Here is a 23,148-nt window from a genome sequence, read left to right as displayed (position 1 = left end):
GCCTTCCTTCATATATCGGCGCCGCGGCGGCGGTGGCTGCGCGGCGGCAGGCATCAATGTCTGCGCGGGATCAGCAATGTCTGCGCCGTGGCCAACTCGGCACCCGTCAGCAGGGGATTGGCCGGCACCGGGCCCCGCCCCTCCAAATAATCCAGTGCCGTCAGGCCGGTGCTGTCCTTCAGGGCGGTATCGGCGCCGGCGGCCAGCAACGCCTCGATCACCGGCAGGCCGGCGTTGGCGGCGGCATACATCAGGGCGGTGCGCTGGCCGTGGGTGATGGCATAGGTGCCGCAGCCCCCGGCCCCGGTCTGATCATTCAAAGGGGAGTTGTCCGTGATCCGATCCGGCGCAAGGCTTTGCTGGTTCACCGCCGCCTTGGCCGTCAGCAGGGCCCGCACCACGTCCGGCGCGTTGAATTGGGCCGCCGTCATCAGGGGCGTCTTGCCAAAAGCGTTGACCGCGTCCACCGGGGCACCGGCCGCCAGCAGGGGCGCCAACGCCGCCGGCCGGATGACCGCAAGGGACAGCGGCGGCTCCGCCCCCGCCGCCTGTGGCGGCAAGCCGGAGGCCAGCACCTCCGCCAGTGACGGCCGCGCGTCGGCGTCCATGATGGCCACGGCCAGTGGTTCTGGCCGCGCCCGCGTCGTCCATTCAAATCGTTCGTTCATGCCAATCTGGGCGGCCTGCCGCGCCTCCTCCAGCGTCAATCCGTAGCGCGCGCGATAATGTTCCGCCAAATCACCCCGGGCTTTCAGGAAAAGCGCCTGGATGTGATCGAATTGCCGCCGGTTCCAAGGGCTGAGATAGGCCCAGCCCTGCAGGGGCGTGGTTGCCAAGTCGTGGTCAGCATTGGGTGTCGCCGTCCTGTCCAACAGGCGTCGGGGCGCCACCAGCAGAATCGCCTCCATCATGGCATCATGGCGGCCGTAAAAGATCCGCAAGCTGCCGGTGCAACGGTCGAAGCCACCGCCATCAAAGACGGACAAGGCCTGAGCCAAGGCGGCAACACTGGACGGCATAACCTCCCGCCCCATGCCGCAACGGGCGCTCGGCAGGAAATTGTCACGCCCGCCGCCCCACATGGGCCGCACCGCCAGGAACAGATCCGGCTCGCGTTCAAATAAGCCGCAAGGCAGTTCCACCGGGCCGGCGGCCGCCCGCACGAAAGGTGCCAGGCTAGCCACGCTGCCATCGTAAAATTCCTGGTCGAGGTGAAAGTCCTCCGTCTCCTTCGCTGAGGCGATCTCATCCAGCAACTGCTGAATCTCAGCCTCGTAGGCCGAGGGATCCTGCGTTGTCAGCCGCAACACCAGCACCAACCCAGCCTTGGCCTGGGCCGTCTGGAACTTGCGGAACAGCCCCTCCGCCAATCGGGGGGCGGCCAGCATGCCGGCATAGGTCCATTTCACGACCATGGCCGTAGCCCCCTGTGACCCCGGATCATCGCGGATGACAATCGCGAAGGCCCGCAGCGAGTCCAGCCTGGCGGCATACTCCCGCGCCAGGCAGGTGATGCCCGGCCCATCGGGCACGGCGACCGCCGAACCGGCAAAGCAATCGGCGCGTTGGCGCAGCCAGAGCCGCTGGGTCAGGGCCAGATCGTCCTTCCACTTCCCGGCAGTTGCCAAAAGGGTGCGATAGGTCGCATCCACCTGCCTGTCCAGCGCGGCCAAAGGCGCATCTCCGCAAATGGCCTTTTCCACCGTCGTGGCGGCAGCGGCACAGTTGAAACTGGGTCCCTCACCCGCGTTTACGGCGGCCTGCACGCCAAGGGGCGCGCACATCAGCAACAGGGCGGCGGCCAGCGGGGCGAGACGGGCGAGCATCGGCATCGGGCAGCTTTCTAGGAACCAATCGGATGGACCCAAGGTATCCCCCGCATGTCGCCACATGCCACCACTTTACTGCGGCGCGCTGTTTGGTCGTTCCCTCAATAGGTGTGTCGCGATAGATTTACCGCTCTCAGGCGGGGCCTTGCGGTTGGGGAGGGGCATGTGCGCAGGATGTTTCTGGTGACGGCGTTGCTGGCGCTGCTGGGCGCCGGGTTCCACATGATGGCGGCCACGGCCGACGCGCAGACGGCGCCGCCGGTGACGGTCACGGAAACGCCCGTCACCACTACCCCGGTCCCGGGCATGCCCCCCACCAGCGGCGTCACCCAGATGATTCATGTGGACGACCCCGAAGGGGCGGCGGCCATGGCGAAGGCGGCCCGGGATGCCAGCCTGGCGCTGGCGTGGAAATCCTTGCCGCAAAGCCAGAAGACCCTGGCGGTGGGCAGCGTGCTGATGCTGGTGGCGGTCACCGCCGCCCTGCTGTACCTCGCCATGTCCACCGACATGCTGCGCGACAACACGCCCCCCACCTTCGCCGGCGTCACCAGCGCCACGGGCAAGCCGCTGCGCCGCGCCTTCAGCCTGGCGCAGAGCCAGATGGCCTGGTGGTTCGTCATCGTGCTGGCGGGGTACCTCTACCTGTTCCTGGTGACGGGGGAGCTGGACACCCTGACGGGCCAGGCCCTGTGCCTGATGGGTCTGGGCACCGGCACCGCCATGGGGGCGGCGATGGTGGAGCAGAACAAGACGAACCCCATCCTGGCGGCCTACCAGGCCGTGCTGGCGCAGATGGCGGACCCGGCCACGCCGCCCGCCGACCTGCCCACCCTGACCGCCACCCGCGACACCCTGGCCCGTCAGCTGGCGTCGCGGGATTACGTCCATGACATCCTGACCGACGCCAACGGCATCAGCCTGCACCGCTTCCAGACGGCGGTGTGGACGGTGGTCATCGGCGTGCTGTTCCTGATCGAGACGGTGGTCCACCGCAAGATGCCGGACCTGGACCCTTATAGCCTGGGCGTATTGGGCATCAGCGCCGGCACCTATCTGGGCTTCAAGATCCCGGAACAGCCCAATTGAGGGGCACGCGCGCCCTTTCCCCTGTCGAGCGCCTGGACTGGCTGCGCCTGACGCGCACGGAGTCGGTGGGGCCCGTCACCTTTCATCGCCTGATGGAGCGCTTCGGCACCCCAGCCGCGGCCCTGGAGGCTCTGCCCGACCTGGCTCGCCGGGGCGGGCGCGACCGTCCCCTGAGCATCGCGCCGCGCGCCGCCGCCGAACGGGAGCTGGCGGCGCTGGACCGCATGGGCGCCCGCCTGCTGTGCTGGTGTGAGCCCGATTATCCTGCCCAGCTGGCCGCCATCGAGGACGCGCCGCCCGTCATCACCGTGCTGGGCGACCCCGCCCGCCTCAGCCGCCCGGCCGTCGCCGTGGTGGGGGCCCGCAACGCCTCCCTCACCGGGCGCAAGCTGGCGGCCATGATTTCCCGTGACCTGGCGGAGGCCGGCATCACCGTCGTTTCCGGCCTGGCGCGGGGCATCGACACGGCGGCGCACGAGGCGGCCCTGCACCGCTGCACCATCGCGGCGCTGGCCGGTGGCGTCGACGTCATCTACCCGCCGGAAAACGCGGAGCTGCACCGGCGCATCGCCGACCAAGGCGCCCTGGTGGCCGAATCGCCGCCGGGGACGGAGCCGCAGGCCCGCCACTTTCCCCGGCGCAACCGCCTGATCTCCGGCCTGTCGCGCGGCGTGCTGGTGGTGGAGGCGGCGCTGAAGTCCGGATCGCTGATCACCGCCCGGCTGGCGCTGGAACAGGGCCGCGACCTGTTCGCCGTGCCGGGGTCGCCCCTGGACCCGCGCGCCCAGGGCTGCAACCGCCTGCTGAAGGACGGCGCGGTCCTGGTGGAGACGGCGGACGACATCCTGGCCTATCTGGGGCCCCAGGGTTTGGCCACGTTCAATGCCCCGCCTGCGGGCGGCGGGCCGGTCCCGCCCCCCGCCGATCCCGGGGAAAAGGAGGTGGAGGCGGCCCGTCCCCGGGTCACCCTGTGCTTAAGCCCGACCCCGGTACACATTGACGAAATTGTCCGGGACTGCCAATTGTCTGCGGCGGTGGTGCTGACCATCCTGCTGGAAATGGAGCTGGCGGGCCGTCTGCATCGCCACCCCGGCGGCCGCGTGAGCCTGGCGTGAAGCTGGACAGCGCCGTCCCGGGATCAAGGTTTTCGGAAAACATCGCCACCTATTGCAGTGCGGGGTCCCCTTGTCGGGCAGCAACGTCCTCATCGTCGAATCGCCGGCCAAGGCGAAGACCATCAACAAGTACCTGGGCGATGATTTCACCGTTCTCGCCAGCTACGGCCATGTGCGCGACCTGCCGGCCCGCGACGGTTCGGTGAAGCCGGAAGAGGATTTCTCCATGGAGTGGGAGCTGGGCGACCGCTCCAAACGCCATATCGACGAGATCACCCGCGCCGCCAAGGGCGCCACCCGCATCTACCTCGCCACCGACCCGGATCGCGAGGGGGAGGCCATCGCCTGGCACGTCAAGCAGCTGCTGGACGAAAAGCGCATCACCGGCAAGGTGGACGTGAAGCGCGTCACCTTCAACGAAATCACCAAGAGCGCCGTCCTGGACGCCATCGCCCATCCGCGCGACGTGCACCAGGAACTGGTCGACGCCTACCTGGCGCGCCGCGCCCTGGATTACCTGGTGGGCTTCACCCTGTCGCCGGTGCTGTGGCGCAAGCTGCCAGGCTCGCGCTCCGCCGGCCGCGTGCAGTCCGTGGCCCTGCGCCTGATCTGCGAGCGTGAATCGGAGATCGAGGCCTTCCGCCCACAGGAATACTGGACCATCGAGGCGGAGTTCCGCACGCCGGCCGGGTCGCCCTTCACCGCCCGCCTGGTGGGCCTGAATGGCAAGAAGCTGGACAAGTTCACCCTGGGCAACAAGGGCGACGCCGACGCGGCCCTGGCCACCATCCGCCCGCTGTCCTTCATGGTGCGGTCGGTGGAACGGCGCCAGGTGCGCCGCAACCCCTTCCCGCCCTTCACCACCTCCACCCTGCAGCAGGAGGCCAGCCGCAAGCTGGGCTTCGGCGCCACCAAGACCATGCGCATCGCCCAGAAGCTGTACGAGGGCGTGGACATCGGCGGCGAGACGGTGGGCCTGATCACCTATATGCGTACCGACGGCGTGCAGCTGTCGAACGAGGCCATCGACGGCGCCCGCCGTCTGATCTCCTCCGCCTTCGGCAACGAGTATGTGCCCAACGCCCCGCGCGTGTACAAGTCCAGCGCCAAGAACGCGCAGGAAGCGCACGAGGCCATCCGCCCCACCGACATGTTCCGCCGGCCGGACCAGATGGGCCGCTTCCTGGACAAGGATGAGCAGCGCCTGTACGAGCTGGTGTGGAAGCGCACCATCGCCTGTCAGATGGCCAGCGCCGAGCTGGACCAAGTGTCGGTCGACATCGCCTCGCCCAAGGCGGAGGCTCAGTTCCGCGCCACCGGCTCCATCGTCACCTTCGACGGCTTCCTGAAGGTCTACCAGGAGGACCGCGACGATGCTGGCGATGACGAGGACAAGGACACCCGCCTGCCGGCCATGAAGGACGGCGACGACCTGGCCAAGGGCGAGGTCAAGTCCGACCAGCACTTCACCCAGCCACCACCGCGCTACACCGAGGCCAGCCTGGTGAAGAAGATGGAGGAGCTGGGCATCGGCCGGCCGTCCACCTACGCCAGCATCCTGCAGGTGCTGCAGGACCGGAACTACGTCCGCCTGGAGAAGCGCCGGTTCGAGCCGGAGGACCGCGGCCGCCTGGTCACGACCTTCCTGGAGAATTTCTTCAACCGGTATGTCGAGTACGGCTTCACCGCCGACCTGGAAACCAAGCTGGACGACATCTCCGGCGGCCGCATCGACTGGAAGACGGTGCTGCGCGAGTTCTGGCAGGCCTTCTCCGCCGCGGTGGAGGGAACCAAGGACCTGACCATCACCCAGGTGCTGGACGCCCTGGACGAGGCGCTGGGCCCGCACTTCTTCCCCGCGCCGGCCGAGGGCGGGCGCGACCCGCGCGTCTGCCCGGTCTGCGGCGAGGGCCGGCTGTCGCTGAAGCTGGGGAAGAACGGCGCCTTCATCGGCTGTTCCAACTACCCAGGCTGCAAGTACACCCGCCCCCTGAGCGTCGAGGGCGGCGAGGAGGGCAACGCCGACCGCGAGCTGGGCAACGATCCGGAGACGGGCTACCCCGTGTCCATGAAGCGGGGCCCCTACGGCGTCTATGTCCAGACGGGCGCGCCGGACGAGCCCAAGCCCAAGCGCGTGTCGCTGCCGCGCGCCATGAACCCGCAGGACGTGGACCTGGACATCGCCCTGCGCCTGCTGGCCCTGCCGCGCAGCCTGGGCCCGCATCCGGAGACGGGGCAGGAGATCACGGCCGGCATCGGCCGCTTCGGCCCCTATCTCAAGCATGGCGACGCGTACAAGAACCTGACGCCGGACGACGACGTGCTGACCATCGGCCTGAACCGGGCTGTGGTGCTGCTGGCCGGCGTGGCCGCGCGCAAGACGGTGGCGGGCCGTGAGTTGGGCAACCATCCCAAGGACGGCAAGCCCATCACCCTGGGCAGCGGCCGCTTCGGCCCCTACGTCAAGCACCTGAAGCTGTTCGCCAGCATCCCCAAGGCCATCAACGCCGACACCATCACCCTGGAACAGGCGGTGGAGCTGCTAGCGGCCAAGGCGGCCAAGGACAGCGGCAAGAAGCCGGCGGCAGCTGAGGGCGAAGAGAAGCCGAAGAAGGCGGCGGCCAAGAAGGCGCCCGCCAAAACGGCGACCACCAAGGCGGCGGCGGAAAAGAAGGCCGCCGCGCCGAAGAAGACCACCACGGCCGCGAAGAAACCCGCAGTGAAGAAGACGGCGGCGGGCGACTGAGCCCGCCACCCCCGGTTCAAGGATTGATCATGCCGAAGCGTCCGGAGGGCCCCCGGCGGGCTTTGCCCAGGCCGGTGCCGGCCCGCCGCGCGGCCGACGCCCCCTTCCCCACCCGGGAAGAGATCATGGACTATATCCAGTCCAGCCCCGTGCCCGTGGGCAAGCGGGAGATCGCGCGCGCCTTCAACATCACCGGCGACGGCCGCATCGTCCTGAAGGAGCTGCTGAAGGAGCTGGAGGGCGAGGGCAGCATCGAGAAGGGCGAGGGCCGGCGCGTCGCCGTGCCGGCGGCCCTGCCGGAGGTGGCGGTGCTGATCGTCAGCGAAGTGACGCCGGATGGCGAGGTGCTGGCCCGGCCCACCAGCTGGGCGCATGAGGCGCCGCCGCCCCGCATCTACATGGCCGCCGAGAAGCGCGGCCATCCCGCCCTGGCGGTGGGCGACCGCGTGCTGGCCCGCCTGTCGCGGCAACCCCAGGCCGGCGGCGGGGAAGACGTCTATGAAGGCCGCACCATGCGCAAGCTGGACAGCGGCACGGCCACCCGCATCGTCGGCATCTATGACCGCGCCCGCGACGGCGGCCGCCTGAAACCCGTGGACCGTCGCGCCAAGGCGGAATTCGCCGTGGCCGACGCCAATGCGGAAGGGGCGCAGCCGGGCGAGCTGGTGGTGGCCGAACTGCTGCCCGCGTCCCGCCTGGGCCTGAAGCAGGTGCGGGTGGTGGAGCGGCTGGGCAGCATCGAGGAGCCGCGCGCCGTCAGCCTGATCGCCATCGCCCAGCACGCCATCCCCACCCAGTTCGCCAAGGCGGCGATCGAGGAGGCGGAGGCCGCCCCCGAGCCCACGGTGGAGGGCCGCACCGACCTGCGCGACTTCCCCCTGGTGACCATCGATGGCGAGGACGCGCGCGACTTCGACGACGCGGTGTTCGCGGAACCCGACACCGACCCCAACAATCCCGGTGGCTGGCACCTGCTGGTGGCCATCGCCGACGTCAGCTTCTACGTCCGGCCCGGCATGGCGCTGGACCGCAACGCCTTCGACCGGGGCAACAGCGTCTATTTCCCCGACCGCGTCGTGCCCATGCTGCCCGAGGCGCTGTCGAACGAGCTGTGCTCCCTGAAGCCGGAGGTCAACCGCGCCTGCCTGGCGGTCCACATGTGGATCGACGCGCAAGGGCGCCTTAAGCGCCACCGCTTCGTGCGCGGCCTCATGCGCTCCGTCGCGCGCCTGACCTACACCCAGGTGCAGAAGGCCCGCGACGGCGAACCGGATGACCTGACCGGCCCGCTGATGGACACGGTCATCACCCCGCTGTACGGCGCCTTCGCCGTGCTGCAGAAGGCCCGCGACGCGCGTGGCACGCTGGAACTGGACCTGCCGGAACGGCTGGTGAAGCTGGACGAGGCCGGCACCATCCAGAGCATCGGCGTGCGCCCCCGCCTGGACAGCCATCGCCTGGTGGAGGAGTTCATGATCGCCGCCAACGTGGCGGCGGCCGAGGCCCTGGAGGCCAAGCACAGCCCCTGCATGTACCGCGTGCACGCCGAGCCCGCGCGCGACAAGCTGGAGGCGCTGCGCCAGTTCCTGGGCTCCTTGGGCTACACCCTGGCCAAGGGCCAGGTGATGAAGCCCATCCTGTTCACCCGCATCCTGAACAAGGCGGCCGAGACGCCAGAAGCCGACTTGGTGAACACCGTCATCCTGCGCAGCCAATCCCAGGCGCTGTACCAGCCGGAGAACATCGGCCATTTCGGCCTGGCCCTGCCGCGCTACGCCCATTTCACCTCCCCCATCCGGCGTTATGCCGACCTGGTGGTGCACCGCGCCCTGGTGAAGGCCTACGGCCTGGGACCGGGCGGGTTGGATGAGGAGGAAGCGGGCCGCCTGGTGCAGGTGGGGGAGCATATCTCCGTCACCGAACGCCGCGCCGCCACGGCGGAACGCGACGCCCTGGACCGCTATGTCGCGGCCTATCTGTCGGACAGGGTGGGCGGCACCTTCACCGGCCGCATCGGCGGCGTCACCCGCTTCGGCCTGTTCGTCACCCTGGACGAGACGGGCGCTGACGGGCTGGTGCCCATCTCCACCCTGCCGGACGACTTCTATGACCATGACGAGGCCAACCACCAGTTGGTGGGCCGCCGCTGGGGCCGCACCTACCGCCTGGGCACGGTGGTGAAGGTGCGCCTGGTGGAAGCCGACCGCATCTCCGGCAGCATGGTGTTCGCCCTGTTGGGCGAGGACACGGACGACGCCCCCTGGCTGGCGGGCGGCAAATCCGACGGCAAGGGTGGCCGCGCCCGCCTGACCAGGAAGACCGTCACCAAGGCCCGCGTCAAGCGGGCGCCGCTCAAGGATAAGTGAATGCCTCAATTCATCGGCGGCGTCGCCCTGGTCGTGCGCGACTATGACGAGGCCAAGGCCTGGTACCGCGACGTGCTGGGCTTCGACGCCGTGGAGGACACGGACCTGGGCGGGGGCAAGCGCTGGGTGGTCATGGCGCCGCCCGGCTCAGCTGAAACGCGGCTGCTGTTGGCCAAGGCGGCGGGGCCGGAGCAGGAGGCCGCCATCGGCAACCAGGCCGGCGGCCGCGTCTTCCTGTTCCTGCGCACCGACGATTTCTGGCGCGACCACGCCCGCATGAAGGCGGCCGGGGTCACCTTCTGCGAGGAACCCCGGGTTGAAGCCTATGGCACCGTCGTGGTGTTCCAGGACCTCTACGGCACCCGCTGGGACCTGTTGCAGCTCAACGCCTGATGTTCCCGGCGCACAATTCGCGCAAATCACAACAAGTGTAGATAGCAGGGCTGTACCCTGTGAAACGCGTCTGGACCATGGCCCGGGCCGTACCCATCATCTAGGCCATGACGACCGACCCCGTCCCCCCTGTTGACCCGCATCCGAGGGCAGTCCGCGAGGCCAGCGTCGCCGAGATGGAGGACACCATGACGGACACGCACGAGGAAATCATCGCACCGCCCAAGGGCATGGCCGGCACGGCCATGATGCGCGGCATCCGCCGCTGCTGCCCCAACTGCGGCGCCCACACCCTGTTCGTGGGCTATACCAAGGTGGCGCCGGTCTGCACCAACTGCGGCCTGGAATTGGGCAAATTCCGCGCCGACGACGCGCCGCCCTACTTTACCATCTTCGTCGTCGGTCATATCGTGGTCGGCGCCGCCTTGGCGGTCGAACAGAATTTCCACCCCGCCCTCTGGGTCCACGCGGCCCTGTGGGGGCCGTTGACCGTGGGCCTGTCGCTGGCCTTGCTGCCCCTGTTCAAAGGGGCCGTGATCGGCGTGCAGTGGGCCATGGGCATCCGCGGCTAGGGGAACAACAAACCGGGAGGCGCCGTGGCCCAGGCCACATGCCGGGCACACCGCGCCCGCTCCACCCATATTGGGCCCGCCCATATCAGGCCAGCCCACGTCAGGCCTGACCGCACCCGCCGGGGCGCCGCCCTGGCCCGGACGGTGACGGCCTTGGCTGGCGCGCTGGCCCTGGCGGCCTGCGCCGGCGGCCCGGGAGATCGCGGCAGCGTCACCGCCGAACAATTCTACCAAAGCGCCTACGGCAAGATCGACGAGCTGTACCTGGAACCGGTGGACATGCGCCGCCTGGTGATGGACGGCCTGGTCCACGCCGGCGTTGTCGTGCCCGACCTGACGGTGACGATGCAGCCAGGGGGCGGGGCCGTGACCCTGGCGGTGGCCCGGCGGGCGCCGCGCACCTTCGCCCTACCCGCCGGCCACGACGCGGCATCCTGGGCCCACCTGGCCGCCCTCACCACCGACTGGACGGTGGCGCAAAGCGCGGAGGCCGGTCCCGGCGACCAGACGCGGGAGACCCTGTTCCGCGCCATGCTGGAGGGCGGCACCGCCGACCTCGACCCCTACAGCCGCTATTCCGTGCCGGCGGCGGCGCGGACGGAACGGTCGCGCCGCGAAGGTTATGTCGGCATTGGCGTGACGCTGGAGGAAACGCCGCGCGGCTTCCGCATCATCGCCGTGGCCCCGGGCAGCCCGGCGTCCGCCGCCGGCCTGCTGGTGGGCGACGTCATCACCGCCGTGGGCGGCGTGCCCATCGACGCCACCGGCGGGGGCGGCCCCGCCATGACGGTGGAGGCCGTCATGACCCGCCTGAGCGGACCGGAGGGAACCGGCGTGCCGGTGCGGGTGTCCCGGACCGGCGGCATGGTGACGGTGCTGATCGGCCGCCAGCGCATCATCCTGCCCACCGTGACGGCGGAGCGGGCGGGTGCCGTGGGCGTGCTGCACGTCAGCCGCTTCAACGCCGGCACCGCCGACGCCCTGGCCGCCGCCATCCGCCATCTGCGCGACGCCGATGGCCTAGGCCGGCCCACCGGCTGGGTGCTGGACCTGCGCGGCAACACCGGCGGCCTGCTGGACCAGGCGGTGGCCGTGGCCGACCTGTTCATCACCAGCGGTCCCATCCTGAACACCGTGGGCCGCCATCCGGACAGCGTGCAGCACTACGACGCCACACCGGACGACATCCTGGACGGCGCCCCCTTGGTGGTGCTGGCCGACGGGCAGACCGCCTCCTCCGCCGAGATCGTGCTGGGCGCCCTGGTCGACAGCGGCCGGGCCCTGGACGTGGGCACCACCAGCTTCGGCAAGGGCGTGGTGCAGACCGTGGCGCCCCTGCCCAACGGGGGGGAGCTGTTCATTACCTGGTCGCGCATCCTGACGCCGGCCGGCCGCATGTTCGACCACCACGGCCTGGCGCCCGCCCTGTGCACCGCCGGCCTGACCGACGCCGCCGCCATCCTGGCCCCCCTGCGCGCGCAAGCCCGGCCCGCCGGCACGCCCGCGGCCTGCCCGGCAGAGCGCAACCGCCCGGCGCCGGTGGACCTGACGGTGGCGGAGACCCTGCTGACCAGCCCTCCCCTGCTGCGCCGGGCTCAGCTCGCGGGCCAGACGCTGCTGGCCGACCAGCCGGCGACGGAAGGGCGGCCCTAAGTAAGGCTAAGGCCGCGGCAGCAGGCCGAACTCACGCGCCAGGCCGCCCAGGGCCGCCAGTTGCTGCACCGTCGTGTCCACAGGCTTCAGCGCCGCCACCTCGTCCAGCCAGGCCTTGGGTGGCGTCTCGCCAGCGGCGGCCAGCACCAGGCTCAACGCCTTGGCGGTAATGGCGTTGTTCACGGTGTTCAGCGCCTGCTGCTGCGACACGACGTTCTGCATGGCCAGGCCGATGGCTTGGGCCAGGAGTGTCGTGACGACCGCGATCGCCTCGGCCGGAGCGGATATTGAACCCGTCGGGGCCGGCGGCACGGTGGTCGCCAGGTCAAAATCGGTGGCGCCCGTGTCCGCTACAGCTTCCACCGCCATGTCAGCCCTCCACCGGTTTGGACGGGGAACCCGCGCCATAAATCAGGGTGACCCCCTGCGTCGTCGCGGCCTGGGCCAATATCGCCTGCTGCTGCTGCTGCGAGACGGCGTTTTCCATCAGGATGCCGGTGGAATGGGCCAGCGCCTGCATGACCTGGCCGATCGCCTGGGGCGGCGCCGGATCGATCACCTTGGTATTGGCCTGGGTGACCGAATCAGTGATCTGATCGTTGACCGCGGTGGGGAATGCCATGGCCCACTCCTCTTCTCGTGATGCGTCGAACTACACGCACAGGGAGCATTATATATATTGCACATCCCCCATGGTAGTGCCGCGTTCCCCAGCCGGCGGCATCGCACTGACCGCGGCCGGCTACCCAGGGTGGCGAGGGCCTCATGCACGGCGCGCATCCCCTGTCCCAACCGTCGTTCCCGGAGCGTATGGCTCTTTGGCCTTGACTCTCAGGTGCCGCTGACTAAAGTGCCGCGACGCCGTGCCCCTGAGGGCCACGGTACGGAATTGTTTTTGACCGCCCCCGACCCGCCGAGTTGGCGACCGAACGGGGTTGTCGTAGGTGGGATTAAAGGTCATGGCCAAGCAGAATACCGTGCTGATCCGTCTGATCAGCTCCGCTGAAACCGGCTTCTTCTACGTGAAGAAGAAGAACCCGCGCAAGACGACCGAGAAGCTGGAGTTCCGGAAGTACGATCCGGTGGCTCGCAAGCACGTGCTGTTCAAGGAAGCCAAGATCAAGTAAGTCCCGCGCGCCCGTATCGGGCGCGCCGTTCCGGAAAGCACGTCCCGCCCGCAAGGCTGGCGGCGAGCGACCGGAGCATGAGGACACTGGTCAGGCGAAGGGCCGCTCCTGGAGCGGCCCTTTCCTATTGGCATGCCTGGCGTCCGGCCTTCCCTTGGGCGCCCAGAACCCTGGGACCCTCCCCCCATGGCCGCCTCCCCATCCCCCTGCCCCATCTTCGTCATCAACCTTGAGCATGACGGGGTGCGGCGCGCGCATATGACCGAGCAATGTACGCGCCTGGGGCTCGCGGTGGAGTTCATAGCGGCGGTGAACGGCCGCGCGCTCAGCGAGGCCGACCGCGCCGTCTATGACCGCGCCCGGGCGCTGCGCGTCTATGGCGTGGAGATGCTGGACACGGAGATCGGCTGCTACCTTAGCCACTATCGCCTCTATGAGCGCATGGTGCGGGAAAACATCCCCGCCGCCCTGATCCTGGAAGACGATGTGGAGCTGAGTCCGGCCCTGCCCCGCATCGTTGAGGATCTGCTGGCCGATCCGGCGCCGGAATGGCAGGTGGTGCGGCTGGAATCCCTGCGCCCCCGCGTGCGGGAACCCAAGACGCCCAAGTTCCGCGGCCGCACGGTCAAGGCCCTGCGCGATGGCGAGCTGGTGCGCCTGGGCACCCACGTCCTGGGTTTCGGCGCCTATCTCATCCGCCTGGATGGGGCCCGGCGCATGCTGGACTACGGCCGGCGCATCTTCATGCCGGTGGACCAGACCATGGACCGCTATTGGGACAACGGCATCGCCCCCTACCTGGTCCGCCCCATCCCCGTGCGTCAGCGCACCGACATGGACTCGCGCATTGGTGCCCGGCCCGCCGGCCGGCATGAGGGCCAGCCCCTGGCCATCCAGGTGGCCCGCCGCTGGCAGCGCCTGTCGGACAGCGTGCGCAAGCGCCTGTACCGGGGCTGAACATCCCCCTTAACCCGAAGCGATCAAGGCTGGCGGCGTCCGGCGCTTGGGGGAAAATCAGCGTGGCAGGCTGAGATCCGGCGCGTCCGCGTGGCTCAGCGGTGCGGCGTCCAGGCTGCTGTCCGTCACCACGCGGTTGCGGCCCGCGCGCTTGGCCTCATACAGCGCCATGTCGGCCCGGCGTAGCAGGCTGTCGCCTGTCTCCATGCGGCCGTCCGGACTCAAGGCGCCCGCGGCCACGGCCACGCCGACGGAAATGGTGACCGTGATCTCCCCGCCGTCGGTGGTGACGTTGAACGGCGTCTCGCCGATGCGGCGGCGCAGGCGCTCCGCCACCAGCACGCCGGCGGCCAGGTCGGTGTCGGGCATGACCACGACGAATTCCTCGCCACCCAGCCGGGCCACAAGATCGAAGTTGCGCAGGTTGCGGCTGGCGCGCAGCGCCACTTCTTTCAGCACCTCGTCACCCACGCCGTGGCCGTAGGTGTCGTTCACCACCTTGAAATGGTCGATGTCGAACAGCAGGGCCGCCACCGGCTTGTGGTTGTCCCCGCCCCGGTCCAGCAGGCGCGGCAAGTGGGCGCTGAGGTAGCGGCGGTTGAACAGGCCGGTCAGGCTGTCGGTCAGGGCCAGCGACAGGCTCTGCTCATAATTGGCGCGCAGCCGGTCCTGATAGCGTTTGCGCCGGATCTGGGTCCGGGCGCGGGCCATCAGCTCATTCCGGTCGATGGGCTTGATCAGATAGTCGTTGGCGCCCAGCTCCAGGCCCTTGGCCACGCGATCGATGTCGGTCTCGTCGGCCACCAGCAGCACGGGCACCTGGCGCGTCTTCTCCTGCGAGCGCAGCTGGGAACAGAGGCGCAGGCCATCCTCGCGCATCAGCGTCAGGCTGATGACGATGAAGTCGAAGTCGCCGGCCAGCGCCCGCTCCAGCCCGGTGGCGCAGGTGTCGGCAGCCACCACGCGGCCCCGGTCGCGGCCCAGCGTCTCGGTGATCTTGTCCAGGTCGATGGAGCTGTCCTCCACCACCAGGACGTTGGCGCCCTCCGCCGACTGGTTGTGCATGCTGTCGGTGGAGACCAGCATGCCCAGCTGGCCGGACGTGCTCTCGCGCAGGCGCCATTCATCCATCATCATCTTGAGACGGACGAGCGAGCGCACGCGGGCGAACAGCGCCACGTCGTTCACCGGCTTGGTCAGGAAGTCGTCGGCGCCGGCCTCCAGCCCCCGCACGCGGTCGGCGATGTCGGACAGGGCCGTCACCATGACGACGGGGATGTGCATGATGGCGGGGTCGCTGCGGATGCGCTCGCACACCTCGAAGCCATCCATGCCGGGCATCATGACGTCCAGCAGGACGATGTCGGGCGCCTGCGCCTTGATCTTCTCCAGCGCCTCCGGCCCGCTGCTGGCGGTGATGACGTCGAAGTACTCGCGCGTCAGCTTTGCCGCAAGCAGCTTGACGTTGGGCAGGACATCATCAACGACCAGGACGCGAGCCGACATGACACCACTTATTCCGGCCGCGTCGGGGGAAGACGCGGCTTATTCCAAGGTACTACTGCGCACCCTAATCCAGAAAGCGCCGAACTGTCCGGATGAAAGTGGCAACCGAGATGGGTTTGGCGATGTAGTCATCACAACCGCCTTCCCGGATACGCTCCTCGTCACCCTTCATGGCGAAGGCCGTGACGGCGATGACGGGGATCGACCCAAGCTCTTGATCCTCCTTCAACCAACGCGTCACGTCCAGACCGGAAAGCTCCGGAAGCTGTATGTCCATAAGTATAAGATCCGGACGGTGTGTCCGCGCCAGTTCCACGGCCATGCCGCCATCGCGGGTCTGCACCGTGCGATAGCCGTGCGCCTCCAGCAGGTCGTTGAAGAGCTTCATGTTCAGCTCGTTGTCCTCGACGATGAGGACACATTTTTTTGCGGCGGCAACCGTGGCCATGAGGTGGTCCATGACGATGTGGCGGCTACACTAAGGGACAAGCCGGGCGGGTACAACCGGCATCCGGCGCACTCGCGGGTTACGCCCCCGCTGTTCGATGTCGCGTCGCCATGGCGGCGCCATTCTCCTGTTCTAGGCGTTGTGGGTACCCCCGTGGCGCCCCTGCCCCTCCAACAGGTAATCCGGAAATCTGGTTAAACCAGGGAGAATCGGCAGCGCTGTCATTCACAGCGCCGGCGAATCCGTGAATCGGCCAGCCGAAGCGCCCACCCTGGGTCTCAGCCGGCCAGCTGCCGGCACCACGCGGCCAGATCCAGCAGGCCGTGACGCCGGGGACCGGACGCGTCGGCGGCGGCGATCTCCAGCCGCCGCCCGGCGCGCCGCGCGAAGGCGGCCAGGCGCGCCGGCTCCTCGACCAACCGCCCCAGTGCCCGCATGACCGCGTCGCCCCGGCGGCGATCCTGGGGCGCCAGGGCGGGCAACAGGGCCCGCATGGCGATCAGGGCGCGGCCCACGTCCATGCGGGCGCGCGCCGTGGCCAAGGCACGGTCGTCCCCCCGCCCGCCCCATGCCGCCAGCCGCGCCAGCCGGTGATGATGGCGATATTCCCACGCCGCGATGTCCGCCGGGGGGGCCGCGCCGCCGGCCAGCGTCCGCACGCTGGCGGTGAAGCTGCCCAGCAGGCGCCGCACCTCCCCCCGCCCGTCCACCGGCAGGATCAACCGGTAGGTCAGCAATATCCACACGGCGGCCAGCACGATGGCGGCGAAGGCGTTGAGGAAGCCCTGGAGGTCGTAGCTCATGGGGTTGGTGGGCGCGACCAGGGTCAGGAACAGCAGGGGCATGAAGGCGCCGAAGTCACCGCGCCCAGGCCGCTGGGACATCAAGGCGGCCACCAGGATGACCGGCGCCAGCACCAGGGACAGGCCCCAGAACTCCGACAAGGCGGGCAGCGCCAGGAAGGTGATGGGCAGGGCCAACAGCCCGGCCCAGAGAGCCGCGCGGAACACCTGGAGGCTGACCTGTTCAGGGTTGGCGCGGCTGGCCAGCAGGGCGCCGAAAGCGCTGGTCCAGCTGACCATGACGGTGCCGGCCGGCCATTCGGTGGCGACCCAGAAGCCCGCCGCCAGGCCGACGGAAATCAGGGTGCGCAGGGCGGCGATGATCGCGCTGCCCAGGGGACCATCCGCCGGCTCAGGCAGGGTGAAGGACAGGCGTCGCGTGGGGTCGCGCGCCACCGCCACCTGCACCATGAGGTCCAGCATTTCCCCAAGTTGGTGGGCCGCCGCGATGGACGCCGGATCGGCCGACCGGCGGGCCAGGCGCAACGCGGCGCGCAAGCGGCGGCGGGCGGCGGCGGCGGCCACGCGGAAGGCCGGCCCGTCGCCCGCGCCCAACGGCGTCAGGCAAGCCAGCAGCGGCCCGGCGGCCGGCAGCACGGCCAGCGCCCGCCGGGCGGCATCCACCCGGGCCAGCAGGCCAAACAGGGCGGCGGCCGCGACCCGGGCGCCGTCGGCCTGGCGGCGGAAGGCGACCGACTCGACGGCGGCGTAGGTCGCCAGGTCGTCCAGTCCCTGAAGCTCCGCCAACAGGTCCCGGTGGCGGCCGGGCGCGCCGGCGCCGGCCAGGTCCTGGGTCAGGTCCTGGGCCAGCGCGCCGGTCACGGCGGCGGTGACCCGGCCCACCCGGCTGTCCAGCCGCCGGGCCGCGGTCACCGGCCAGACGATGCCCGACACCGTCATCTTGGCAAGCACCCCCACGACGATGGCGGCGACGCGGGCGGCCGCGATGTCGAAGGTGCGCAAGGGGTCGTCCACGGCCCCCAGCGCCACCAGGGCCAGGGTGTAGCCCGCCAGCACGGCGGCGTAGGACCGGAAGCGGCGCAGGCGGGTGGCCAGCGCCACGCAGCCCGCCAGCCATAGGCTGTAGAGCAGCAGGAAGGCTTCCGGCGACTGGCCGAAGCCCGCCATCAGGGCCAAGGCCGCCGCCGCCCCCACCAGGGTGCCGGCGATGCGCCACACGCTCTTGGCGATGACGGCACCGCTCATGGGGTGGCTGACGATCAGCACCGTCACCGCCGCCGTCTGCGGGCTTTCCAGCTGGAGGGCATAGGCAAGGTAGAGGGCCAGCAGGGCCGCAACCGCCGTACGCACGGCGTGGCCCAACGCCCCCCGGCTGGGAACCAGGGTGGCGATAGACCGTATTGGGAAGGCGAGCGGCACGGGTGGAAACGCCAAAGGAAGGGCGCCGGCCGTTCCCATGAGCGGAACGCCAGCCAGTTCATCGATTTGGATGATGCTCCACACCCCCACCTACGGTCCAATATATGGCTGGATGCCTTTCGATATCCAAAACCGACAGGACGCGCCGCCTTGGACATCCGCCACCTGCGCTATTTCACCGCCGTCGCCGAGGAACTGCACTTCACCCGGGCCGCGGAAAAGCTGGGCATCCGCCAGCCGCCGCTCAGCCAGCAGATCCAGCAGCTGGAAAGGGAGATCGGCAGCCCCCTGTTCCATCGCCTGTCGCGCGGCGTGGAGCTGACGGCCGTCGGCGCCACCTTCCTGCAGGACGCGAAGGTCATCCTGGCGCACATAGACCAGGCTTTGGCCAACGCGCGGCAGGTCGCGCGCGGCGACAAGGGCCGCCTGCGCATGGGCCTCAGCATGTCGGTCACGGCCCATCCCTGGATCGCCCGGCTGATCCGCGATTACCGCGATCAGCATCCGGGGGTACAGCTGACGCTGGAGCTGAACGACTTCGGCCAGCTGACCGACGCCGTGCGCGACGGTGCCCTGGACGTGGCCCTGGTGCGGGGCCGGACGGCGGAAATACCGGGCCTGACCACCTATGCCGTGGTCGAGGAAAGGCTGTTGGCCGCCCTGCCCATGGGCCACCGCCTGGCCGGGGCCGCCGCCCTGGACCTGGCGGAACTGGCGGATGAGGATTTCCTGATCATCCCGCGCACGGCCGGGCCCAACATCTATGACATCATCATCGCCGCCTGCCGCGAGGCAGGGTTCAGCCCCCGCATCGTCCAGGAGGTGCCGGCCTTCCCCCCCTTGCTGAACCTGGTGGAGGCGGGCCTGGGCGTGGCGCTGGCCCCCGACAGCATGCGCAACATGCGCCTGGAAGGCGTGCGTCTGCTGGACCTGAAGGGCGGCTATGACACGGCCCCCATCATGTTGGTCTACCGCGCCAACGAAGGGACGGCCGCCGTGCGAGCGCTGGTCACCCAGGCGCGGCGCGCCGCCGCCGTCCGCACCACCCCCACGCCCTGAGGCACGGCCATGCTGGAACTGAAACTCTTGCGTTCCTTCGTCCTGCTGGCCGAAGAACTGCACTTCGGCCGGGCGGCCGAGCGGCTGCATATCGTCCAGCCGGCCCTGACCCAGCAGATTCAATCCCTGGAACGGCAGATCGGCACGCCCCTGCTGAATCGCGCGCGCGGCCGCATCAGCCTGACCGACGCCGGCGCCCTGGTGCTGGCGGAGGCACGCAAGACCTTGGAGCAGGCGGCGCGGACGGAGGCCATCGGCCGCCTGGCCGGCCGGGGAGAAGTCGGCAAGCTGGAGGTGGGCTTCGTCGGCTCCGCGGGTGTCGGCGCCCTGATGCCGGCGGTGCTGCGTGATTTCCGGCGCAGCCATCCGGCCGTGGAGTTGCACCTGGTGGAAATGGCGGTGGGGCCGCAGCTGGCCGCCATCGCCGCCGGCACCCTGGACATCGGTTTCGTCCGCCTGCCGCCGCTCAGCCTGCCGTCTGGGGTGACGGTGCTGCCCCTGCGGCCGGACAGCCTGGTGGCGGCGCTGCCGGCCGGCCATCCGCTGGCGGCACTGGATGCCATCCCGGTGGCGGCGTTGGCGACGGAGCCCATGGTGCTGCACCACCGCGCCGGGGCGGCGGAGCTGCGCAGCCTGATCGACGACCTGTGCGGCCGCCATGGCTTCACCCCCCAGGTGGTGCAGTCGGTGCCGCAGATATCGCTGACCGTCCGGCTGGTGGCCGCCGGCCTGGGATTGTCGCTCCTGCCCGGGTCCATCGCCTGGCTGGCCGTGGAGGGCGTGGTCTATCGCCCCCTGGCCGATGCCAACATCCAGTACACCCTGGCCTTGGCCCACCGCCCCCAGGATCCGGCACCGGCGGTGCGGGCCTTCGTCAGCCTGGCCGGCGCGGCGGCGGAGGCCTAATCGGCCCCGTCAAGATCGACGCCTTGCCAGCCGCCGCCCAGCGCCTTGTAGAGCGTGATGACGTGCTCCACCCGGGCCAGGCGGCTTTCCGCCTCCCGGTCCTCCGCCTGGTAGGCCTGGCGCTCGCTGTCCAGCACCTTCAGGAAGTCGGTGAGGCCGGCGCTGTACAGGCGGGTGGCGTGATCCAGGGCTTGGCCCGCGTCGTCGCGGGCGGCGGCCAGGGTCTGCTGCCGCCGGGTTTCCGTCTGATAATTCACCAGCGCGTCCTCAACATCGCGCAGCGCCTCCTTCACCGTGCGCTCATAATTGATGCGCGCGGCCTCGGCCTCCGCCTTGGCCATGGTGATGCGGGCGTCGTCGCGGCCGCCGTTGTAGACGGGGCCCGTCACCTGGGCCCCCAGGGAATAGGTGAGGCTGGCCAGGCTGAACAGCTTGCCCAGGTCGGCCGCCTGGGGCAGCAGGGTCAGCGGAATGGCGAAGTGGGGCAGGCTGGCGGCGGTGGCCACGCCGATGCGGGCGGTGGCCGCCGCATAGCGCCGGTCGGCCTGGCGGATATCCGGCCGGTTGGCCACCACCTCGGACGGCACGGACACTGGCAGGCTGTCGGGGAGGGACAGCAGGGGCGCCGGCTGGCTCAATTCCGCCTCCAGTTCCCCCGGGTAGCGGCCCAGCAGAATGGCGATGGCGTGGCTCATGCGCGCCACTGTGGCTTCCAGCGGCGGGGTGGCGGCCTGCACCGTCTCCAGTTGCGCCTTGGCCTGCGCGATGTCCAGCACCGTGCCCAGGCCGCGCTGATAGGCGCGCTGCGCCAGGTCCAGGGCCTTGGTGGCAACGTCGATGTTGTTCCGGGCGATGGTCAGGCGCAGCTGGGCGGCGCGCAGGCGGGCGTAATCGGTCGCCACCTCCGCCAGCAGGCTGACCAGGACGGCGCGGCGGCCTTCCTCGGTCGCGGCGATGTCGGCGTCGGCCGCCTCCACCGCCCGGCGGGTACCCCCGAACACGTCTATCTCCCAGGTCGCGTCCAGTTCCGCCTGCCAGGTGTGATAGCTGCCGATGCCGGCCGGCCAATCCACACTTTCACTGGATCGTTGCAGGGCCGGATCGATACCCAGCCGCACGTCCGGCAGATCCGCGGACTTGGCGATGACCCGCGCTGCCCGGGCCTGCACCAGGCGCTGGCGCGCGATCTTCAAATCTTCGTTATCCGTGATGGCCACCTGGACCAGGCGGCTGAGCGTGGGATCACCGAAGCTGTCCCACCAGGCGCGCATGGCGTCCACGCCGGCCGCCGGCGGCAGCTGTTCGGTCCAACCCTTGGGCAAATCGTCCAGCGGCACGGGCTTGTAGTCTGGGCCGACCACGGAACAGGCGGACACCATGCCGCCCAGCATCAGGGCGGCCAGGGCCTTACGGCGGATCATGGCTCAGATCCTCGATTCCAGACGGGCCAGCACCCGGCCCACGACGCCCTGCGGACGTGCCGCCTCATCCCCCACCGACACGGTGCAGGTCATGCCGGCGGCGAGAACCACGCCGGGCGGCACGGTGTCGATGCCGATGCGCACGGGGATGCGCTGCGCCAGCCGCACCCAGGTGAAGACCGGGTTCACGTCCTGCAGGCCATAGGCGTTGGGCGCGCTGTTGCGGTCGTTAATGCCACGGGCGATGGTCTCGACATGGCCGGTCAGGGGCGCGGCGTAGCCCATGAGCTTCATGCGGGCCGGGTCGCCGTCATGGATGCGGGCCAGCTTGGTTTCCTCGAAATAGCCTGAGACCCAGAAGCTGTCGGTGTCGATGACCGCCACCCGGGGCTGGCCCACCGTGGCGTAGTCGCCCACACGCAGGCGCAGGTTGGTGACGTAGCCGTTGACCGGCGCGCGGATGATGGAGCGTTCCAGGTTCAGGTTGGCCAGGTCCAGCGCCGCCGTCGCCGCGTCCAGCTGGGCATTGGCCACGCTGGCGGTGCTGCGGAACCGATCCTGCTCGGCCTCGGACACCACGCCGGCCAGGCCCTGGCGGCGCTGCGCATCGCTGAGCTTCAGGGCCCGGTCATCGCGCGCGGCGGCGACGGCGGCGCGGGCCTGGGCCTGGGCGATGCGGAACCGCACCGGATCGATGACGAACAGCACGTCGCCCTTGTGGACCAGTTGGTTGTCGTGCACGGGGATTTCGACGATGGTGCCGGGCACCTCCGGCGCCACGTCCACCACCTCCGCCCGCACGCGGCCGTCGCGCGTCCAGGGCGCCAGCATGTAGCGCTGCCAGAGGGCGCCGATCAGCAGGATGGCCAGCGCCACCAGGGCCAGGGTGGAAGCCCCGCGTCCCAGGGCACGCACCAGGATCAAGAGGCGGGCGTTCACAGCAGCACCAGGCCGGCGAGCAGGATGGAAAACAAGGCCGCCTCGACCAGGGCGGGGTGCCAGACGGCGCGCCAGAAGCCCAGGTGGGCCAGCAGGCCGCGCAGCAGCAGGAAAAGCACCAGGGTGGCGGCGACATAGCCGACAATGGGGGCCATGAAGATGCCGGCGACATCCAATTCGGCCATGACGGAAAGAACCTCGTTGGAAGTGTGGAAAAAGAAAAGGACGCGGCCCGAGGGTGCTCCCCTTGCCGCGTCCTTTCCCTGAGCGTGAGGTGCCCGGCAACCCGATGGGAGGGGGGCCGGCGGGCACCGTCACGAAGGGGGCGGAGGGGGGCGGAACCGGATCAGCCGCCCCTGGACCATTTGGTCCTCCCCCGCCCCGTTACGACCCTGTCAGTTGGCCGACAGGGCCTGCGCCGTCAACGCCGCGTCCAGATTGTCGACGCAGGCATTGAAGTCGGCGGAACCGGGGGTGGCGCCGGCGGCGGCACAGGCCTGCTGCTCGCGACCGACCTGGGCCGACACCTGGGCATGCGCGCCCTTCACATGGGTCAGCACGTTGGTGCAGGCGGCGAAGTCGGAATTGGCCGGGTGCAGGCCCATGGCCTGGCAAGCCTGGCTGACCGCCGGGGTCACCACCACCTCGGTGCCTGCGGCATTCGCGCCCAGCGGCGCGGACAGGGCCAGGAAGGACAGGGCGGCGGCGGCAACGGCAACCTTCCGGGACACATTCTTCAGCGGGGCGAACATTCAAACATCTCCATCAATCAACCGGGCCGCGTCCTGTCAGGTACATCG

The 23,148-nt window shown here is 69.7% G+C and carries 21 protein-coding genes; 11 read left to right on the top strand and 10 right to left on the bottom strand.

Going from position 1 to position 23,148, the window contains the following annotated elements:
* Positions 1-53 precede the first annotated feature (53 nt).
* The gene (locus FBZ88_RS20485) at positions 54-1,832 is read right to left on the bottom strand and encodes a lysozyme inhibitor LprI family protein (protein ID WP_186464518.1); all 1,779 of its coding nucleotides are present in this window, start codon (positions 1,830-1,832) and stop codon (positions 54-56) included.
* 162 nt (positions 1,833-1,994) lie between these two features.
* Between FBZ88_RS20485 and FBZ88_RS20480 the strand changes: the two genes are divergently transcribed.
* From FBZ88_RS20480 to FBZ88_RS20450, 7 genes are all read left to right on the top strand, one after another.
* On the top strand, positions 1,995-2,918 hold the full coding sequence (locus FBZ88_RS20480; protein ID WP_145619009.1) for a hypothetical protein: 924 nt from the start codon (positions 1,995-1,997) through the stop codon (positions 2,916-2,918).
* Positions 2,915-4,033, top strand: coding sequence for a DNA-processing protein DprA (gene dprA / locus FBZ88_RS20475; RefSeq protein ID WP_246138771.1), 1,119 nt, complete (start codon positions 2,915-2,917; stop codon positions 4,031-4,033). Before FBZ88_RS20480 ends, dprA begins: the two co-directional genes overlap by 4 nt.
* Before the next feature lie 70 nt (positions 4,034-4,103).
* Positions 4,104-6,779: a type I DNA topoisomerase gene (topA, locus tag FBZ88_RS20470; protein WP_145619008.1), complete on the top strand. Its 2,676-nt coding sequence runs from the start codon at positions 4,104-4,106 to the stop codon at positions 6,777-6,779.
* A gap of 29 nt (positions 6,780-6,808) precedes the next feature.
* On the top strand, positions 6,809-9,145 hold the full coding sequence (gene rnr / locus FBZ88_RS20465) for a ribonuclease R (protein WP_246138770.1): 2,337 nt from the start codon (positions 6,809-6,811) through the stop codon (positions 9,143-9,145).
* Positions 9,146-9,538, top strand: a complete 393-nt coding sequence (locus FBZ88_RS20460; protein WP_145619007.1) for a VOC family protein — start codon at positions 9,146-9,148, stop codon at positions 9,536-9,538.
* 188 nt (positions 9,539-9,726) lie between these two features.
* Entirely contained in the window at positions 9,727-10,110 is a 384-nt protein-coding gene (locus FBZ88_RS20455) for a DUF983 domain-containing protein (protein ID WP_246138769.1), read from the top strand.
* Positions 10,111-10,134: 24 nt separating this feature from the next.
* The gene (locus FBZ88_RS20450) at positions 10,135-11,763 is read left to right on the top strand and encodes a S41 family peptidase (protein WP_145619005.1); all 1,629 of its coding nucleotides are present in this window, start codon (positions 10,135-10,137) and stop codon (positions 11,761-11,763) included.
* 6 nt (positions 11,764-11,769) lie between these two features.
* Here FBZ88_RS20450 and FBZ88_RS20445 read toward each other — a convergent pair whose 3' ends face one another.
* Entirely contained in the window at positions 11,770-12,132 is a 363-nt protein-coding gene (locus tag FBZ88_RS20445; RefSeq protein ID WP_186464517.1) for a RebB family R body protein, read from the bottom strand.
* Between the two features lies 1 nt (position 12,133).
* Positions 12,134-12,385 (bottom strand): RebB family R body protein, encoded by a 252-nt coding sequence (locus FBZ88_RS20440; protein WP_145619003.1) that lies wholly within the window; start codon positions 12,383-12,385, stop codon positions 12,134-12,136.
* Between the two features lie 337 nt (positions 12,386-12,722).
* On the opposite strand from FBZ88_RS20440, the gene rpmG reads away from it, so the two are divergent.
* Together rpmG and FBZ88_RS20430 are read left to right on the top strand one after the other, a co-directional pair.
* Positions 12,723-12,890, top strand: coding sequence for a 50S ribosomal protein L33 (gene rpmG, locus FBZ88_RS20435; RefSeq protein ID WP_040845325.1), 168 nt, complete (start codon positions 12,723-12,725; stop codon positions 12,888-12,890).
* A gap of 186 nt (positions 12,891-13,076) precedes the next feature.
* Positions 13,077-13,847: a glycosyltransferase family 25 protein gene (locus FBZ88_RS20430; protein ID WP_186464516.1), complete on the top strand. Its 771-nt coding sequence runs from the start codon at positions 13,077-13,079 to the stop codon at positions 13,845-13,847.
* A 57-nt stretch (positions 13,848-13,904) separates the two neighbouring features.
* Here FBZ88_RS20430 and FBZ88_RS20425 read toward each other — a convergent pair whose 3' ends face one another.
* The 3 genes from FBZ88_RS20425 to FBZ88_RS20415 all read right to left on the bottom strand — a co-directional run bounded on the left by FBZ88_RS20425 (position 13,905) and on the right by FBZ88_RS20415 (position 17,954).
* The gene (locus FBZ88_RS20425; RefSeq protein ID WP_145619001.1) at positions 13,905-15,353 is read right to left on the bottom strand and encodes a PleD family two-component system response regulator; all 1,449 of its coding nucleotides are present in this window, start codon (positions 15,351-15,353) and stop codon (positions 13,905-13,907) included.
* Positions 15,354-15,417: 64 nt separating this feature from the next.
* Positions 15,418-15,801, bottom strand: a complete 384-nt coding sequence (locus tag FBZ88_RS20420) for a response regulator (RefSeq protein ID WP_040845322.1) — start codon at positions 15,799-15,801, stop codon at positions 15,418-15,420.
* Positions 15,802-16,079: 278 nt separating this feature from the next.
* A complete protein-coding gene (locus tag FBZ88_RS20415; protein ID WP_186464515.1) occupies positions 16,080-17,954 on the bottom strand; it encodes an FUSC family protein in 1,875 nt (624 codons plus the stop codon).
* A 219-nt stretch (positions 17,955-18,173) separates the two neighbouring features.
* Here FBZ88_RS20415 and FBZ88_RS20410 point away from each other — a divergent pair, with 219 nt between their 5' ends.
* Complete coding sequence (locus tag FBZ88_RS20410; RefSeq protein WP_186464514.1) at positions 18,174-19,082, top strand: LysR family transcriptional regulator; 909 nt, start codon at positions 18,174-18,176, stop codon at positions 19,080-19,082.
* Positions 19,083-19,091: 9 nt separating this feature from the next.
* Entirely contained in the window at positions 19,092-19,988 is an 897-nt protein-coding gene (locus FBZ88_RS20405) for a LysR family transcriptional regulator (RefSeq protein WP_145618998.1), read from the top strand.
* Here FBZ88_RS20405 and FBZ88_RS20400 read toward each other — a convergent pair.
* The 4 genes from FBZ88_RS20400 to FBZ88_RS20385 all read right to left on the bottom strand — a co-directional run bounded on the left by FBZ88_RS20400 (position 19,985) and on the right by FBZ88_RS20385 (position 23,100).
* Complete coding sequence (locus tag FBZ88_RS20400; protein WP_145618997.1) at positions 19,985-21,409, bottom strand: efflux transporter outer membrane subunit; 1,425 nt, start codon at positions 21,407-21,409, stop codon at positions 19,985-19,987. The two genes, FBZ88_RS20405 and FBZ88_RS20400, sit on opposite strands and share 4 nt — an antisense overlap.
* A 3-nt stretch (positions 21,410-21,412) precedes the next feature.
* Positions 21,413-22,348, bottom strand: a complete 936-nt coding sequence (locus FBZ88_RS20395; RefSeq protein WP_411861217.1) for an efflux RND transporter periplasmic adaptor subunit — start codon at positions 22,346-22,348, stop codon at positions 21,413-21,415.
* On the bottom strand, positions 22,345-22,533 hold the full coding sequence (locus FBZ88_RS20390; protein WP_088873598.1) for a DUF1656 domain-containing protein: 189 nt from the start codon (positions 22,531-22,533) through the stop codon (positions 22,345-22,347). Before FBZ88_RS20390 ends, FBZ88_RS20395 begins: the two co-directional genes overlap by 4 nt.
* A 210-nt stretch (positions 22,534-22,743) precedes the next feature.
* Positions 22,744-23,100 (bottom strand): hypothetical protein, encoded by a 357-nt coding sequence (locus FBZ88_RS20385; RefSeq protein WP_145618996.1) that lies wholly within the window; start codon positions 23,098-23,100, stop codon positions 22,744-22,746.
* Positions 23,101-23,148: the final 48 nt, after the last annotated feature.

The sequence above is a fragment of the Nitrospirillum bahiense genome (genome assembly GCF_007828025.1).
Classification (GTDB): domain Bacteria; phylum Pseudomonadota; class Alphaproteobacteria; order Azospirillales; family Azospirillaceae; genus Nitrospirillum; species Nitrospirillum amazonense.
Note: the sequence above shows the minus strand (reverse complement) of the source record. Positions and strands in the feature narration are given on the sequence as shown.